Origin of the sequence: Sinorhizobium sp. 6-70 (assembly GCF_030124375.1) — a bacterium.
Taxonomy (GTDB): Bacteria; Pseudomonadota; Alphaproteobacteria; order Rhizobiales; family Rhizobiaceae; genus Sinorhizobium.
On sequence record NZ_JASKLS010000007.1, the window covers coordinates 125289 to 142534 of the forward strand.

Genomic DNA, 17246 nt, shown 5'->3' on the forward strand with positions numbered 1-17246 from the left:
ATGCGGCCGGAACACTCCGGCCGCTTTGGACACAAGGGCCTGGCGCATCAAGCACCAAATACGATCAACAAATCCTTGGCGTCGATCTGGTCGCCGGCCCTGACCAGCACCTCGGCGACCACGCCGTCCTTTTCGGCATGCAGCGCGGTCTCCATCTTCATCGCCTCGATCGACAAGAGCACGTCGCCGGCCTTGACCGGCTGGCCGGTGATGACGGCGACGGTCGAGATGACGCCCGGCATCGGCGCGCCGAGCTGGGCGGCATTGCCGGCTTCCGCCTTGCGCCGGATCGCGGCGGAAGCGCCGCGATTGCGGTCCGGCACCTTGATCGAGCGCGGCTGACCGTTCAGTTCGAAGAACATCTTGACCATGCCCTTCTCGTCGATCTCGCCCTGCGCCTGGTTGAGGATGACGAGCGTCTTGCCCTTCTCGATGTCGGCGAAGAGCTCCTCGCCCGGCGCCATGCCGTAGAAATAGGCCGGCGTCGGCAGCACACTGACCGGGCCGTAGGTCTCGGCGGCCAGCGCGTAGTCGGTGAAGACCTTCGGATACATCAAATAGGAGGCGAACTCGAAGTCGGTGACCTCGCGGCCGAGCTTCTCTTCGATGCTTTTGCGCTCCGCGTCGAGATCGGCAGGCGGCAGCAGCGAGCCCGGCACTGCCGTGTACCGCTCTTCGCCCTTCAGCACCTTCTTCTGAAGCGCCTCCGGCCAGCCGCCCGGGGGCTGACCGAGATCGCCCTTGAGCATCGAGACGACCGATTCCGGGAAGGCGATGTCTTTCGCGGGGTTCTCGACGTCGGCGACCGTCAGGTCCTGGGAAACCATCATCAGCGCCATGTCGCCGACGACCTTGGAGGAGGGCGTCACCTTGACGATGTCGCCGAACATCTGGTTGGCGTCGGCATAGGCCTGCGCCACCTCGTGCCAGCGGGTCTCGAGCCCGAGCGAACGGGCCTGCTCCTTCAAATTGGTGAACTGGCCGCCGGGCATTTCGTGCAGGTAGACTTCCGAGACCGGTCCCTTGAGGTCGCTCTCGAAGGCCGCGTATTGATGGCGCACGGCCTCCCAGTAGAACGAGATGCGGCGGATCCATTCCGGATTAAGACCCGGGTCGCGCTCCGACCCCGATAGCGCCTCGACGATCGAGCCGAGGCAGGGCTGCGAGGTGTTGCCGGAAAGTGCATCCATCGCCGCGTCGACGATGTCGACACCCGATTCGACCGCGGCGAGCACGGTCGCGGCGGCGATACCGGAGGTGTCGTGCGTGTGGAAATGGATCGGCAGGTCGGTCGCTTCCTTCAGCGCCTTGAACAGCACGCGGGCCGCGGCCGGCTTCAGAAGGCCCGCCATGTCCTTGACCGCGATGATGTGGGCTCCGGCCTTCTCCAGTTCGGCTGCAAGCGCCGTGTAGTACTTCAGATCATATTTCGGCCGGGCGGAATTCAGAATGTCGCCGGTATAGCAGATCGCCGCCTCGCAGATCTTGTTCTCTGCGGCGACCGCCTCCATTGCGACGCGCATGTTCTCCACCCAGTTCAGGCAGTCGAAGACGCGGAAGACGTCGATGCCTCCCTTCGCCGCCTGCGCGACGAAGTATTTGACGACGTTGTCCGGATAGTTCTTGTAGCCGACGCCGTTGGCGCCGCGCAGAAGCATCTGCAGGAGCAGGTTCGGCGCGCCCTCGCGCACCATCGCCAGGCGCTCCCACGGGTCCTCCGTGAGGAAGCGCATCGACACATCGAAAGTCGCGCCGCCCCAGCATTCGAGCGAGAAGAGGTTCGGCAGCGCCCGGGCATAGGTGCCGGCGATGCGGGCAATATCATAGGTACGCATGCGCGTGGCGAGCAGCGACTGATGGCCGTCGCGCATCGTCGTGTCGGTCAGCAGCACCTGAGGCTGCGCCTTGACCCATTCGGCGAACTTCTTCGGCCCGAGCTGATCGAGCCGTTGCTTGGTGCCCGGCTGCACCTCGCCGCCGATGAACGGCACTACGGGAGCGGCAATGTCATCATTGGGCTTCGGCCGGCCCTTGGCCTCCGGATGGCCATTCACCGTGACGTCGGCGAGGTAGGTCAAAAGCTTGGTGGCACGGTCCTGGCGCTTGACCTGCTGGAACAGTTCCGGCGTCGTGTCGATGAAGCGGGTGGTGTAGCTGTTGTCCTGGAAGCTCGGATGGCTGATGATCGCTTCCAGGAAGGTGAGGTTGGTCGCCACGCCGCGGATGCGGAATTCGCGGAGCGCCCGGATCATGCGGTGGATCGCCTCGTCCGGGTTCGGCGCCCAGGCCGTCACTTTTTCCAGCAGCGGATCGTAGTAGCGCGTGATCACCGCACCGGAATAGGCGGTGCCGCCGTCAAGCCGGATGCCAAAACCGGTGGCGCCGCGATAGGCGGTGATGCGGCCGTAGTCGGGGATAAAGTTCTGCTCCGGATCTTCGGTGGTGATGCGGCACTGCAGCGCATGGCCGTTGAGGCGGATGTCCTCTTGGCGCGGCACGCCCGATTCCGGCGTGCCGATGGCGAAGCCGTCGAGGATGTGGATCTGCGCCTTGACGATGTCGATGCCGGTGACGACCTCGGTCACCGTGTGCTCGACTTGGATGCGCGGGTTGACTTCGATGAAGTAGAACTTCCCGGTGTCGGCATCCATCAGATACTCGACGGTGCCGGCGCCGATATAGTTGGTCGCCTCGGCGATCTTCAGCGAATAATCGGCGAGTTCCTGGCGCTGCGCGTCGGTCAAGTAGGGGGCGGGGGCGCGCTCGACAACCTTCTGGTTGCGCCGCTGAATCGAGCAGTCGCGCTCGAAGAGATGCACGACGTTGCCGTGCGTGTCGCCGAGGACCTGGCTTTCGACGTGGCGGGCGCGCTCGACGAGCTTTTCGAGATAGACCTCGTCCTTGCCGAAGGCGGCCTTCGCCTCACGCTTCGCCTCCGTCACCTCGCGGATCAGGTCTTTCGGGTCGCGGATCGCCCGCATGCCGCGGCCGCCGCCGCCCCAGGAGGCCTTCAGCATCACCGGATAGCCGATCTCGGCGGCTAGCCGCTTGATCTCGTCGGGATCCTCCGGCAGCGGCTCGGTCGCCGGCACGACCGGTACGCCGATCGAAATCGCCAGGTTGCGCGCCGCCACCTTGTTGCCGAGCTGGCGCATCGTCTCCGGCTTCGGGCCGATGAAGGTGATGCCGTTGGCGGCGCAGGCTTCCGCAAACTCCGGGTTTTCAGAAAGCAGGCCGTAGCCCGGATGGATGGCGTCGGCACCGGAAAGCCTGGCGACGCGGATCACCTCGTCGATCGACAGATAGCTCTCGATCGGCCCGAGATCGCGGGCAAGGTGCGGGCCGCGCCCGACCTGATAGCTCTCGTCCGCCTTGAAGCGGTGCAGCGCCAGTTTGTCCTCCTCAGCCCATATCGCGACCGTTTTCAGTCCCAGTTCGTTGGCCGCGCGGAACACGCGGATGGCAATTTCGGAACGGTTGGCAACAAGGATCTTAGAGATAGGCAAGTCGGACTCCTCAAGACTTGAAAACGCGGGAATGCTGCACCCGCGAAATAAAGTTTTAGCGAGTCACTTGAGGAAGTGCAATTTCAGATGCGACATGGCGCAGGATGAGAAAAGCGCGTGCGGTTTTCCTCCCGCATCACGCTCTGAGCCTTTGGAAACGATCGCGCCTAACAGAATCCGTTCAGGAAATCAGCCCCAGACGGAAGGCGATGGCGACGACGTGGTGGCGGTTCTTCGCCTTCAGCTTTTCCTGAATGCCATTCATGTACCAGTCGACCGTGTGGCTCGATATGTCGAGGACCTTGCCGATGTCGTTCGATGTCATGCCGTCGGCAAGATAGTTCAGCGCCTCCATTTCGCGCCGCGTCATCTGGACTTCGACGCGCGAGATAAGCTCGGCCATGATCTCCGGATCGGTGAGTTCCAATAGCTTCCAGAAGAGCCTCTTGGCGATGGCGTCGAAAAGGCTCAATTCGACGGGGCTCAAGTCGACCACCCGACCGCCGACCGTGAGGTTGCCCATCAGCCCGCGCCGGCCGTGCACCGGGAAAATATAACCGTCGAACAGGCCGTGATTGCGCGCCTCGACCATCATGCTTTCCATGCGCTTGCGATGCGGGTCCGAGCGGAAGGCGGCGAGCGTGTCGCGCCAGCGAAAGCCACGCTGGGCATGGCCGAGATAACGGATCGTCGGATCGATGACGACATATTTCTTGCGGATGTAGATTTGCGGCCACCCGTCCGGCCAACGGCCGGCAAGCAGCAGCCTCAGCGGGTTCTCGTTGGGCTTCGGTTGGCGCACGATACCGTAAAAGTCGAAACCGCAACGATCGAGCAGCCGTTCGAACTCGGGCAGAATCTCCTCGCGCGTCTTCATCTCCTCCAGGAGCGCCAGAAACTGTACGAGCAACGTGATATTCATGGAACACCTTCAGGTCGAGAATGCGGCGGGCGCAGCGCTTGAGAACCTCACATGAACGCGCCGTTCAGAAGCCATTCATGTTGCAACCGCGATAATTCTTCTTATCACGCCCGGTCTTGCACGAAACCTGCAAAATATCGGAGTGGAGGCACAAAGATAGCGGACTATGGATTATCCCGCCAATCCTCCCTTGGCAACGGATCTTCCCGCAGTCGGCAGCGTTTAGCCTCCACGTTTTCGGCAGGGATTTCACAGGGCCGCCCAATAGGGCTTTGACGGCCGGCACGGTGGGAATTTCCGCCACCCCGGGGACTGTCAGAGGCGCAATGCACTGCCGCATCGAAACATTGCTGCGGCGCAACATCCGATGCCCAAAAGGGGTGAGACAGTGTCTTTGTTCCAGGTGTATGCAAGAGCCCTTCAGTATCTTGCCGTTCACAAATTTCGCGTCGGGGCGATCGTCATCGCCAACATCGTTCTCGCCGTCATCACGATTGCCGAGCCGGTGCTCTTCGGCCGCATCATCGACGCGATTTCGTCGCAAAAGGACGTCGCACCGATGCTCTTCCTGTGGGCGGGCTTCGGCCTTTTCAACACGATCGCCTTCGTGCTGGTCTCCCGTGGGGCCGATCGGCTCGCGCACGGTCGTCGCGCAACGCTGCTGACTGAAGCCTTCGGGCGGATCGTCTCCATGCCGCTCTCCTGGCACAGCCAGCGCGGCACCTCTAACGCGCTGCACACGCTGCTGCGCGCCTGCGAAACCCTCTTCGGCCTCTGGCTCGAATGCATGCGGCAGCATCTGTCGACCGCCGTGGCGCTCATCCTGCTGGTGCCGACCGCCTTCGCCATGGACCTCCGCCTGTCGCTCGTCCTCGTCGTTCTCGGCGCGACCTATGTCGCCATCAGCAAGGTCGTGATGAACCGGACGAAGGACGGTCAGGCCTCGGTCGAGAACCATTACCATACGGTCTTCTCCCACGTCTCCGACGCGATCAGCAACGTTTCCGTGGTGCACAGCTACAACCGCATCGAGGCCGAAACGCGCGAGCTGAAGAAGTTCGCGGATCGTCTCCTGTCGGCCCAGTACCCGGTGCTCGATTGGTGGGCACTGGCAAGCGCGCTTAACCGCATGGCCTCGACCATCTCGATGATGGCGGTCCTCGTCATCGGCACCATTCTCGTGCAGCGCGGCGAGCTCGGCGTCGGCGAAGTGGTCGCCTTCATCGGCTTTGCCAACCTGCTGATCGGCCGTCTCGACCAGATGAAGGCATTCGCCACCCAGATCTTCGAGGCGCGCGCCAAGCTCGAGGACTTCTACCAGCTCGAGGACTCGGTGCGCGAACGCGAGGAGCCGGCCGGCGCCAAGGAACTGACGGGCGTCGTCGGCGAGGTCGAATTCCGCGACGTCTCCTTCGACTTCGGGAACTCCGGCCAGGGCCTGCGCAATGTCTCCTTCACGGCGAAGGCTGGGCAGACGGTGGCCATCGTCGGCCCGACCGGCGCCGGTAAGACGACGCTCGTCAACCTTCTGCAGCGGGTCCATGATCCGAAGCACGGCCAGATCCTGATCGACGGCGTTGATGTCTCGGCCGTCACCCGCAAGTCGCTGCGCCGGTCGATCGCGACCGTCTTCCAGGATGCGGGTCTCATGAACCGCTCGATCGGCGACAACATCCGCCTCGGCCGCGAGGACGCCTCGCTCGACGAGGTGATGGCCGCCGCCGAAGCCGCCGCCGCATGCGACTTCATCGAGGGCCGCCTCAACGGCTACGACACGCTCGTCGGCGAGCGCGGCAACCGCCTCTCGGGCGGCGAACGCCAGCGTGTCGCGATCGCCCGGGCGATCCTCAAGAACGCGCCGATCCTCGTGCTGGACGAGGCGACGAGCGCGCTCGACGTCGAGACCGAGGCGCGTGTGAAGGACGCGATCGATGCGCTGCGCAAGGACCGCACGACCTTCATCATCGCCCACCGCCTGTCGACGGTGCGCGAGGCCGATCTGGTAATCTTCATGGATCAGGGCCGGATCGTCGAAATGGGCGGCTTCGCCGAACTCAGCCAAAGCAACGGCCGCTTCGCCGCGCTGCTGCGCGCCAGCGGGATCCTCACGGACGAGGACGTCCGCAAGAGCCTCACGGCGGCTTGATCCCTCTGCCACCGCGCCATGGAAACGAGATGCCCCGGGAGTTCCGGGGCATTTTTCATTTTCAACACACGCTTTTGTACGCCCACACGTTGGGTAAACTCGCTCCTACGCCCGGCGCTGGTGCGGCCGGTCACCCCGTCGGCGTTCGGCAGCTAAGTCGTGCTCGGTTTCCGGCTCATTCGCCCCTCATCCGCCTGCCGGCACCTTCTCCCCGCAAGCGGGGCGAAGGGACAAGCCACGCCGCCTTCGTCCCTTCTCCCCGCGGGTGGGGAGAGGGCTAGGGTGAGGGCGATTCTTGCTCACACAGCCCTAAGCGGCTTCGCGACCGCCACATCCTTCAGCCAGTCGAGGTAGTAGGCATAGACGAAGTGCAGGGCGATGCCGGCGATGACGAAGAGCGAACCGATGATCGGGTCGCGGCCGGTGACGAAGAGAAGCACCTGACCCGCCATCGCAAGGATTGTCCCGAAGATGAAGACTGCGAGAGAGTGGCGCCCGATCATCACCAGCGGATGGTTGTTCTCCAGCCTGGTCAACCGGCTGATACCAGGGATGATCGCCAGCAGATAGGCGAGCGCCAGCACATGCAGGAGCCGCGTCAGCGACAGGAAGGTCTTGTCGAAGCCGGTCAGCACCGCCGGCAGCCCGAAGGAGAAGTCGATGTTCCACCAGGAGAACAGGACCCAGAAGGCGGAGACGGTGAGATAGGCGGCGGAAACCCCGATCAACAACCAGTGCCGCGGCAGGCGTCCGCCGGCCCGCACATGGCTCATCGCAAGAATGCCGATGACGAAAAGGAACTGCCAGGACCAGGGATTGAGGAACCAGTAGCCTTCGTCGAGGAAGTTGGACGGCACCAGCTTGAACCAGCCGGCGGCGAGCCATAGCGCCGCCGATAGCGCGAGGACCAGCCAACGGCCCACAGCGTTCAGCCACAGGATGCCCGGCAGCATCAGGAACAGCGCCGCGTAGAGCGACAGGATATTGTTGTAGCCGAGCTGATGGCCAAGCAGCACCATCGCGACGATGCCCTGCTCCGCCTGCTCGACGATCGGCCGGATGTTGATTTCGCCGATCAGGTCCTGGCGGCCGAAATAGAGCGCGCCGCCGGCGAAAATCGCCAGCGTCACGACGCTCGTCATGATATGCGCGACATAGAGCGTCAGCGCACGCCGCCACATCTTCAAGGTCAGGGCGAGCCTTGCGCCGGCGACGAATTTTCCGCCATAGGCAGCACCCACCGCCAGGCCGGAGATCAGCACGAAGGCCTCGGCAGAGTCCGAGAAGCCGATGTTCTTGTGGGTCAGATATTCGAGATATTGGCCTGGGACGTGATTGATGAAGATCGTCAGCAGGCAGAGCGCGCGAAAGACGTCAAGGCGTGTATCGCGGTTGGTAATCGGCACAGGACGAGGAACGCTGATCTTGGACTGGTTGGAGCCGGGATCGTCGTAATCCGAGCCGGCGGCCTTGATCGGGTCCTTGCCAAATGTCGTTTGCAGCATGCGGTCTGGTATCCGGGATTTGGCGCCCCGCCCCACCCCTGTTGAAACAGGATGCCGAAAACGCGCTCCGGCGATCTCCGAGAGGCTTTCGGCACCGTCGATGAAGCGCGATCCCGAACACTGCATGTTTCCTTAGATCGTAGCCGATTTAAGGATAAAACATTCAGCAATTCGAAATGCTACAGCGTCCTTTGCGCGTCCGAAAAGACGCGCGGCGCTGTAGGGGTCGCGGCTGAAACTGAGCGGCAAACGAAAACCGGCCTTGCCCGTCTGGTACAAAGCCGGCTTCCTCCCATGCTCAATTCCGGCGGTTACAGCAAAATGCCTTCATGCGCGTTTTTTGTGACACTATTATTTACGCTGACGATCGGTTCACCGGTTTTTGAATCGCGACCCACGGAAATCCGATGCGTCGCGCCATTTACCCGGACCTCGGCGGAATAGCCCGCCCAGTCCGCCGGCAGCACGGGCCGAATCACCAGCTTCTTACCCTTCAGGCGAATGCCGAGTATGCCCTCGACGCCCGCGCGATAGAGCCAGCCGGCCGAGCCGGTATACCAGGTCCAGCCGCCGCGCCCCGCGAGTTCGCCCTCGCCATAGACATCGGCGGCGACGACATAGGGTTCGACCCTGTAGTGCTCGGCATCGTCGCGGCTCAGCGCATGCGATACGGGGTTGAGCATCTGGAAGGTTCGCCACGCCTCTTCCGCCCGCCCCTGAGCGGCAAAGGCGAGCACGACCCAAGTGGCCGCATGCGTATACTGGCCGCCGTTTTCGCGCACGCCCGGCGGGTAGGCCTTGATGTAGCCCGGGTCCTGCTGCGTCTTTTCGAGCGGCGGCGTGAAGAGTCGCACGATCCGTTTCTCCGGATCAACGAGTTCCGCCATCACCGCGTCCATGGCGTGCCTGGAGCGTTCTGCCTCGCCCTCGCCGGATAGCGCACTCCATGACTGGGCGATGGAATCGATTCGGCACTCGACGTTTTCGGCGGATCCGAGCGGCGTGCCGTCGTCGTAGTAGCCGCGGCGATAGTAATCGCCGTCCCAACCTGCGCCCTCGAGCGCGGCTTTCAGCATCTCGAGATGCGACTGCCAAAGCTTGGCGCGCGGCTCATCCTTCCGCTTGCGGGCATAAGGCAGGAAGGCACGCAGCGCACCGGCCAGGAACCAGCCAAGCCAGACGCTCGTGCCCTCCCCGGCAATACCGACGCGGTTCATGCCGTCGTTCCAGTCCCCGCCGAGAATGAGCGGCAGACCGTTCGCGCCGGTCCGCTTGATCGCGAGATCGAGCGCGCGGGCGCAGTGCTCGTAGATATCGGCCGTCTCGTCCGCGCCCTCGGGCGGGAAGAAGCTGTCGTGCTGCCCCTCTTCGAGGGCAGGCCCGACAATGAACGGCACCTTCTCGCCGAGGATGTCCGTGGCGCCGGTAACCGCGCAATAATGCGCGACCGCGTGGGCGAGCCAGACGACATCGTCGGAAATCATCGTGCGGACGCCAGCACCGGTGCCGGGCAGCCACCAGTGCTGCACGTCACCCTCGACGAACTGCCGGGCGGCCGCATTGAGGATCTGCGCGCGTGCAAGCTCCGGCCGATGCATGAGGAAGGCAAGCGTATCCTGCAATTGGTCGCGGAAACCGTAGGCGCCACTTGCCTGGTAGAAGGCGGAGCGCGCCATGATGCGGCAGCCGAGGCTCTGGTACGGCAGCCAATGGTTGACCATGTGGTTGAAGGCCCTGTCAGGCGTTTCAACCTTCACGACGCCGGTGAATTCGCTCCAGAATGCCTTCGCCGCCGCGAGCATCGTGTCGAAGGCGGTTCCCCGCAATTCGGCAAGAATCGACTGCACCTGGTCGCCGCTGTCGGCGTCGCCGAGGAAGAAGGTGATCTGCCGTTCCGCCCCCGGTTCGATGAAGAGATCGGACGAAAGGGCCGCGCAGGCATCGCCATCGGTCTCCGTGACACCGGTCAATGCAGCACCGGCGATAACCGCCTGCGGCGCCAGAATTCCGCCGGCCTGTCCCAGGAACTCCCGCCGGCTCGCCGTGTAGGAGGCGACCTGCGCGTCGATCGCGAGAAACGCCGAACGGCCGGCATAGTCGAGACTGTACGGATTGGTCGCAACAAGCGCCTGAGCGTCCTCATGCCATTCGGGCAGGACGAACGGAGCCATCCGGCCGCGATTGTTGCCGAGGACCCATTCGGCATAGCCGTAGATCCGCAATTGCCGCGCGGAGGCACCGCGGTTGCGAATCGAGAGCCGCACGAGTCTCACCGGCAAGGTCCTGTGCACGGTGTGGACCGCCTCGATTTCGAGCTCGTCCTGGGTGCTTGCAAAGCTCGAATAGCCAAGCCCGTGACGGGCCTCGAACACGACCGACTTGCGCCGCGAAAGCGCGGCATAGGGCGTCAGCACCGACCCGCTCGCCATGTCGCGAACGAAGATCGCCTCGCCCGGCCGATTGACGACCGCATCGTTGGTCCACGGCGTCAGCTGGTAGTCGCGCGAATTGCGGCTCCAGGAGAACGCCGAGCCCTCGGCAGAAACATGGAAGCCGAAGTGCTCGTTGGAAATGACGTTGATCCACGGATGCGGTGTCGCTTCGCCACCGCGCAGCCGAACGACATATTCACGGCCGTCGTCTGCGAAGCCGCCAAAGCCGTTCCAGAATTCCAGGCCGTCGCCGCTGATTTCGGCTGCAGTGGCCTCGCCCGCCTCCTGGATTACCGGCAGCAGCATCTGGGTGCTCTCGGTGATTTTCGCGGCAGGCTTCGCGTAAAGCGCCGTGGCGCGCGCGATCTGGTCGGAGATCGTGCCGTTGCGGGCGTGGAAGACGGCGCGCGACGCCGAAAGCAGCGTCGACCAGGTCTCAGGCTCCATCAAATCGCGACGCACCGCGAAAATGTGCTGCCGCGGACCATCGGAAAGGCCGCGCAGCCGCAGGTTTTCGCACATCGAATCGAGCGTGTGCTGGAGATCCTGGGCATAGGAGGACGCCCGCTCGTTGATGACGACAAGATCCGCGGTAATGCCGCGGGCTCTCAGGTATTCCTGCGCACGCAGCGCCTCGCGCGCAATGCCGAGATCGCCGTCGTCGTTGATCCTCAGGCAGAAGATCGGATAATCGCCCGAGATCGCCAGCGGCCACAGCGTCGCCTGCGAGGCGAGCCCCGACTTGACCGTCGCCGTATCGGCACGAAGGTGCATGTCGGGATAGACAAGGTAACGGCCGAGCATCTGGAAGCTCGCCGCCTCCTGCGACGTCACCCCGACATGGCGCATCTGCACCTGGCTGCGCGTCCAGGCATGGATCAGTTCGTGATTGAAGGTTTCCGGGTGCCGGTAGCGATCGATCGCCCGGTCGACGGTCTCGCGGTTCGGTGCGGCGATCGTCCAGAAGATGACGCTCACCTTTTTGCCCGCCGGAACGCGCACGACGCGGCGAAGCGACATTACCGGATCGAGCGTGAAGCCGTCGGTTCCCGAAAGCGTGACACCTGGGTCGAAAGCAGCAGCTTCCGAAAGCGTACGCCCCTGGCCGATGAAGCGGCGGCGGTCGGTTTCCGCCTGGGTATGGCGGTCGCTGCCGGCATTGTCCGTGATGAGGTGCGCGATTTCCATGTCGGCATCACCGGGGCTGCGCTTGTTGCGCGAGACACGGATGACGTCGCCCTGGCGGCTGATCTCGGTACGCAGGAACATCTTGGAGAAGGCGAGATGCGCGCTGTCGGCATCGTCCGTCGCAACGACCGGCTCCGCATAGGACGTGACTTCGATGAAGCGGTCCTCCGTGCCCGTATTGACCAGGATGACCCGGCGGCCCTCCGCATCGTGCTCGGTCGCGACGATGCATTCGACCTCGCTTGTGAGATCACCGACGATCTTGACGAATTCCGCCTTGTCGTCGCCGAAACGGGTCATGGTCTTTTCGCCGGCCGCGCGCCGCGGCTCGGCTGTGGCCGACCACCAGTCGCCACTGACGGTGTCGCGCAGGAAGATGAACGTCCCGGTCCGGTCTTCGACCGGGTCAGGCTTCCACCGCGTGACCGACTGGCCGTTCCAGCGCGCATAACCGGCGCCGGTCGCGGTCAGCATGATCGAATAGTGCCCGTTCGACAGGAACACCGTTTCGCGGTCCTGCGTCAGGGGATCCTCGATGACGCGGACTTCCGGTCTGAGGAGATCGGCCTGGCCCTTGCCGAGCGATTCCGGCTCGCGTTTGGCGTTCATCACCGGAATGTCGCGCGGCGCCTTCTCCTGCAGCAGCAGCTCGGCCGCTTCGATCACGGGATCGGCGTGGAACCACTCGCGCAGGCGCCCGTTGAACACGACGTTCGCGACCGCCGCAACCGACATGCCATGATGGTGCGCGTAGTAGTTGCGCACCACGGCGCATTTCTGCCCTTCGGGAACACGCGTCGGCGTGAAATCGACGGCGTCATGGAAGCCGTAGGCGCCGAGAGCACCGACCTCCCTCAACCGCGTCAGATTGGCGAGCGCAGACTTCGGATCGTACATGCAGGCGAGGATCGACGCGTAGGGCGCAATCACCGCATTCTGGCCAAGGCCGCGCTTCAGGCCGAGCGTCGGCACGCCGAAGTTCGTATACTGATAGGTCAGCTCGTGATCGCGCGCGTTGAAGGCGGCTTCCGAGATGCCCCACGGGGTCCCGAGGCGCCGGCCGTGGTTGATCTGCTCCTGCACCACCAGATTGCTCGTCTGGTTGAGAATGCCACCCTGGCGCTCCTGCATGACCAGCGGCGGCATCAGATATTCGAACATCGAGCCGGACCAGGAGACGAGCGCGCCGCGCGCGCCGACCGGTACGATCGGACGCCCGAGCTTGTACCAGTGCTCCGTCGGCAGGTCGCCCTTGGCGATCGCAAAAAGGCTCGTCAGCCGCGCTTCGGAGGCCAGCAGATCGTAGCAGGCCTCGTCGAGCTCGTTGGCGTTGACGCGGTAGCCGATGGACAGCAACCGCCGCTCCGGCCGGAACAGGAAGCCGAAATCCATCGAGAAGGCGATGTCGCGCGCGCGCTCCTTGAGCACCATGAGACGCTGGCGCAGTGCCTCGATCGCGCCGAGGTCGAAGACGCCGTCGGCAATATGCGCCTCGCAGGTGGAGACGAGCGAACCCGCCCATTTCGCCACCTCGGCGCTCTGGGCAGTGCGTACCTCGTGATCGAGGTTGGCCGCAAGCTTGTGCATGTCGCGCGCAAGCACGGCCAGGTTGATCACGCGGATCGATGCGAATTCACGCTCGCGCTTGACGGCGGCAAGCGCGTTCCGGAAGCCGGCGATGCGCTCTTCGATCAGGTGACGCAACGGCCGCACGGTCTTGCGATCATCGGGCAGTTCGTTGAGCACTTCCGAGAGAATGGCGGCGACGTCGCCGATGCCATCGAGACTGCCCTGGACATGGGCGGAGGGTGCCTCGGCCCATTCCCGGCACATGGACGAAACCGCGATCAGATGCCCGGCGAGGTTGCCGCTGTCGACGGACGAGACGTAGCGCGGCTCCATCGTTTCAAGCGATCGCGTCCGATACCAGTTGAAGAGATGGCCCCGATACTTCGGCATGCGGTCGATCGTCGCGATCGTCTGCTCGAGCCGCGTGATCGTGTCTTCGAAACCGATCCAGCCGAAATCGCGCGCGGACATCACCGACAGCAGATAGACGCCGATATTGGTGGGCGACGTACGCTCCGCGAGCACCGGTTGCGGCGTTTCCTGGAAATTGTCCGGCGGCAGGAAGTTCTGCTCGGCGGTCACGAAAGTTTCGAAGTAGCGCCAGGTACGCCGGGCGATCTTGCGCATCTCGTCGATCGCTTCATCCGACACGACCAGTTGGTCCTCGGTTTCGGCCGATTGGCTGACAAACCACGCAACCAGGGGCGAAGCCGCCCAAATGAGCGCGAAGGGGATGCCGATGTAGGGCAGTCCGGTATCGGACACCGCGGCAAGCGCCAATGAAATGACCGAGAGAGCCGGCGCCGTCCACATCGCGCCGAAATAATCGCCGATCGAGCCGTGGCCGGCGCTCTGAACCTGCGCGGCGGTGCGCCACTCGAGCATCAGCTTGCGGCTGACAAAGGTTCGGTAGAGCGAACGAACGATCGCATCCGCCATCATCGCGGCATTGTGGGCGATGAAGACGATGCGGAGCGCCACCTGGGCATTGGCGGCGCGGATATCCGAGAGCACCGTATGCAGATGCGCCCTTGCGACGATATCGTTGCGGCGCGGCATGATCCCGTTGATCAGCGACAGGGTCGGCGCGACGAACAGGCTGAAGATCAGCACGAGCTGCCAGATCAGCGCCTCGGTCGGCTCCATGTAGTACCAGCCCATGACCGACGCGACGAGCCAGGCGACCGGGATGAGCGACCGGCGCAGGTTGTCGTACATCTTCCAGCGGCCGAGCATCGACAGGCCGTTCGACGGATTGAAGATATAGGGCAAGAGCTGCCAGTCGCCACGTGCCCAGCGATGCTGGCGCGACATTTCCACCTCGTAGCGGGTCGGGAAATCCTCGACGAGCTCGACGTCGGTGACGAGCGCACAGCGCGCATAGGACCCTTCGAGCAGGTCGTGGCTGAGCACGGCATTCTCTTCGATCCGGCTCTTCAGCGCCGCCTCGAAGGCATCGACATGGTAGAGACCCTTGCCCGTGAAGGTGCCCTCGCTGACGATGTCCTGATAGACGTCGGAGACCGTGAAGACATAGGGATCGATGCCGCGGTGGATCGAGAAGATGCGCTGGAAGGCGGAAGCCTCGCTGCCCGTGGTGAGCGATGGCGTCACGCGCGGCTGCAGGAGGCTGTAGCCGGTAAGCACTTCCTGCTTCTTGTTCACGACCGGCCGGTTGATTGGATGGTAGAGCTTGCCGACGAGCTTCGTCACCGCGTCGCGCATCAGGCGCGTGTCGGAATCGAGCGTCATCACGTATTGGACGCCGTCGGGAACCATGTTGGCCCCCTGCAGGAACGAGGTGTCGCGGTCGCCACGGAGCAGAAGGTTGAGCTCGTGGAGCTTGCCGCGCTTGCGCTCCCAGCCCATCCAGACACCCTCGGCCTCGTTGAAGAGCCGGCGGCGATGCAGCAGGAAGAAGCGCGTCTTGCCGTCATAAGCGTATCGGGCCGAGAGCTCGGCGATTTCGCGCTTCGCATATTCGAGGACGTCCATGTCGGTGGGCGTTTCCTCGAACTTGCTGTCGGCCCAGTCGCTGAGCAGGGCGAAGTAGATCTCGCCGCGCGGGTTGGCGAGATAGTGGACCTCCAGATTGCGCACCAGTTCGTCGACATGGTCGCGCTTGGCGATCAGGCACGGGACGACGACAAGCGTGCGCGCATCCTGCGGGATGCCGTTGAGGAACTCGTAGCCGACGAGCCGCGACGGTTTGACGACCAGCGTGACCAGCGTGTTGAAAAGCCCCATCGCGCCTTCCGAGGCCGGCAGCGCGAAAAGCAGCAGCATGATCAGCTTGGCGCCGTTTGGGATTTCCATCGGGCTGACGAAGGCATAGACCGTGACCATCGCGAGAATGGTCAGGAGAATATTCGGTCCGGCGATCGCGAACCAGCCGAGCTTGCGGCCGAAACGGATGATGTGCTGGAGCGGCGACGGTGAATAGCCGATCCTGTTCTCCAGGTCCTTGTACTGTGTGCCGACCAGGAAGGAGCCGACGTTCGGTTCCTGCAACGGCGCTTCGACCGCCGCCGCCGCCCTTGCTTCCTCGACCATCTCGATCGCGATCTGGGTGACTTCATGCTCGCTGTGGCCGGAGCGGCGCGCCAGTTTCTCGATCGTTTCCCTGTACTTGTTGCGCGAGCCGAAATCGAGCGAGGCATAGTCGGAGCCTTCGCGAAGCGTCGCATCGATCTTGCTTACGCTCTCGAACCAGACGGCCCAATCCGTGTCGTCGATCTCGCGCAGGCTACGGATGATGTTGCTCATCGTCGCGTTGCCGGAGCCCAGGCGGTTCTGTTCGGCGACGAGCGCCTCCTCGACGTCGGTGCCGCGCCTTTCGAGCCGTTCCTCGATCCAGCCGATCACCGCGCCCGAAGTCTGGGAACCATCGCGCATGCGATAGAGAAGCTGCGCGATGAACGTATTGTCGGCCGAAAGTGCCTCCGACTCCGCGAGCAGTGTGCGGCACCTTTCGGGATCGTTCAGCCGCACGATCTGGTCGGCGACCTCGTTCGCCTTCTGCCGCATCCCGCGCGAGCGCTCGACCCGGATGGCGATCCGGCGCAGGTTCTCGATCAGCACGAAACGCAGGATCGATGGCAACGCCCACAACTCGCCGATCTTGAAGGTTTCATGCTGCTGGAAACCCTCGACCATCGCGGTGATGTTTTCCCGCGAAACCATGCTGTGGGTGTGGGCGACATAGAGCCAGGCCAGCGCCATCGTGCGCGGGATGACGACACCCGACACCGAAAGCGTCGGCAACTGCCGGTAGAACCTGCGCGGAAAATCGCGCCGAACTTCCTGGATCGCCTCCTCGACGACGTGGTGGTTGTCGAGCAGCCACTCGGCTGCAGGCGTGATCGAGGCGCCGGCCTCCACGTCGGCCGCCGTCGCGCGATAGACGCGGAGGATTTCCTTTTCATTTTCGCGATGGCGCGCGCGGAAATCGAACGAAAAGAAACCGGGTAGCGACGAAGCACCCTTCAGGGCGAGATTTTCACCGCATTGCCGAAGGTCGTCGATCGAGAAATAGGTCGAGCGAATCGAATCGTTATAATCGATTTGTTTGGCTTCGGGGTCGCGCGGCGAATGGGACGGCTTGTTCTGAAGGAGCATGGCTGCGGTTTCTGATTCCAACCGGGGTTGATCGGCCCGGCTTTCGTTGTTCGGCCAGGTCGATTGCGGCCCTGGTGGTCCAAGCGGCGTCGGCGCGTTTCTAGACACGGTCATGTGTCCCCCCATCCGCCATCATCCTCAAAGCGGGAATGCGCCGGAAGCGGGCGCCGCCTGGGATTTGGGCATCGGAGATCGCAAAGCCGACGGCGCGTTGGATTTCACGGCCGCGTGATGCATGAAAGTGGCATTTTTTAGCCACAGTGTCAGCAGCTTGCAAGGATTGCGAGCGCAGGTTCGGACGAATTGGGCGAGTCCGGAACGGGAGAAAGCGGACCACCGCGCAGACTCCCGCCGGTTCGA

At 63.6% G+C, this 17246-nt stretch carries 5 protein-coding genes; 1 reads left to right on the forward strand and 4 read right to left on the reverse strand.

The features are described 5' to 3' along the window. Positions 1-47 precede the first annotated feature (47 nt). The gene (gene pyc / locus QN222_RS15775) at positions 48-3506 is read right to left on the reverse strand and encodes a pyruvate carboxylase (RefSeq protein ID WP_283960896.1); all 3459 of its coding nucleotides are present in this window, start codon (positions 3504-3506) and stop codon (positions 48-50) included. Between the two features lie 181 nt (positions 3507-3687). Next, entirely contained in the window at positions 3688-4428 is a 741-nt protein-coding gene (locus QN222_RS15780) for an autoinducer binding domain-containing protein (protein ID WP_283960895.1), read from the reverse strand. A 388-nt stretch (positions 4429-4816) separates the two neighbouring features. Here QN222_RS15780 and QN222_RS15785 point away from each other — a divergent pair, with 388 nt between their 5' ends. Then, complete coding sequence (locus QN222_RS15785; RefSeq protein WP_283960894.1) at positions 4817-6574, forward strand: glucan ABC transporter ATP-binding protein/ permease; 1758 nt, start codon at positions 4817-4819, stop codon at positions 6572-6574. A gap of 299 nt (positions 6575-6873) precedes the next feature. Here the strand turns inward: QN222_RS15785 and QN222_RS15790 are convergent, their stop codons facing one another. Together QN222_RS15790 and ndvB are read right to left on the reverse strand one after the other, a co-directional pair. Next, positions 6874-7974, reverse strand: coding sequence for an OpgC domain-containing protein (locus QN222_RS15790; protein ID WP_336621030.1), 1101 nt, complete (start codon positions 7972-7974; stop codon positions 6874-6876). A 416-nt stretch (positions 7975-8390) separates the two neighbouring features. After that, positions 8391-17000 (reverse strand): cyclic beta-(1,2)-glucan synthase, encoded by an 8610-nt coding sequence (ndvB, locus tag QN222_RS15795; RefSeq protein ID WP_284005496.1) that lies wholly within the window; start codon positions 16998-17000, stop codon positions 8391-8393. Positions 17001-17246: the final 246 nt, after the last annotated feature.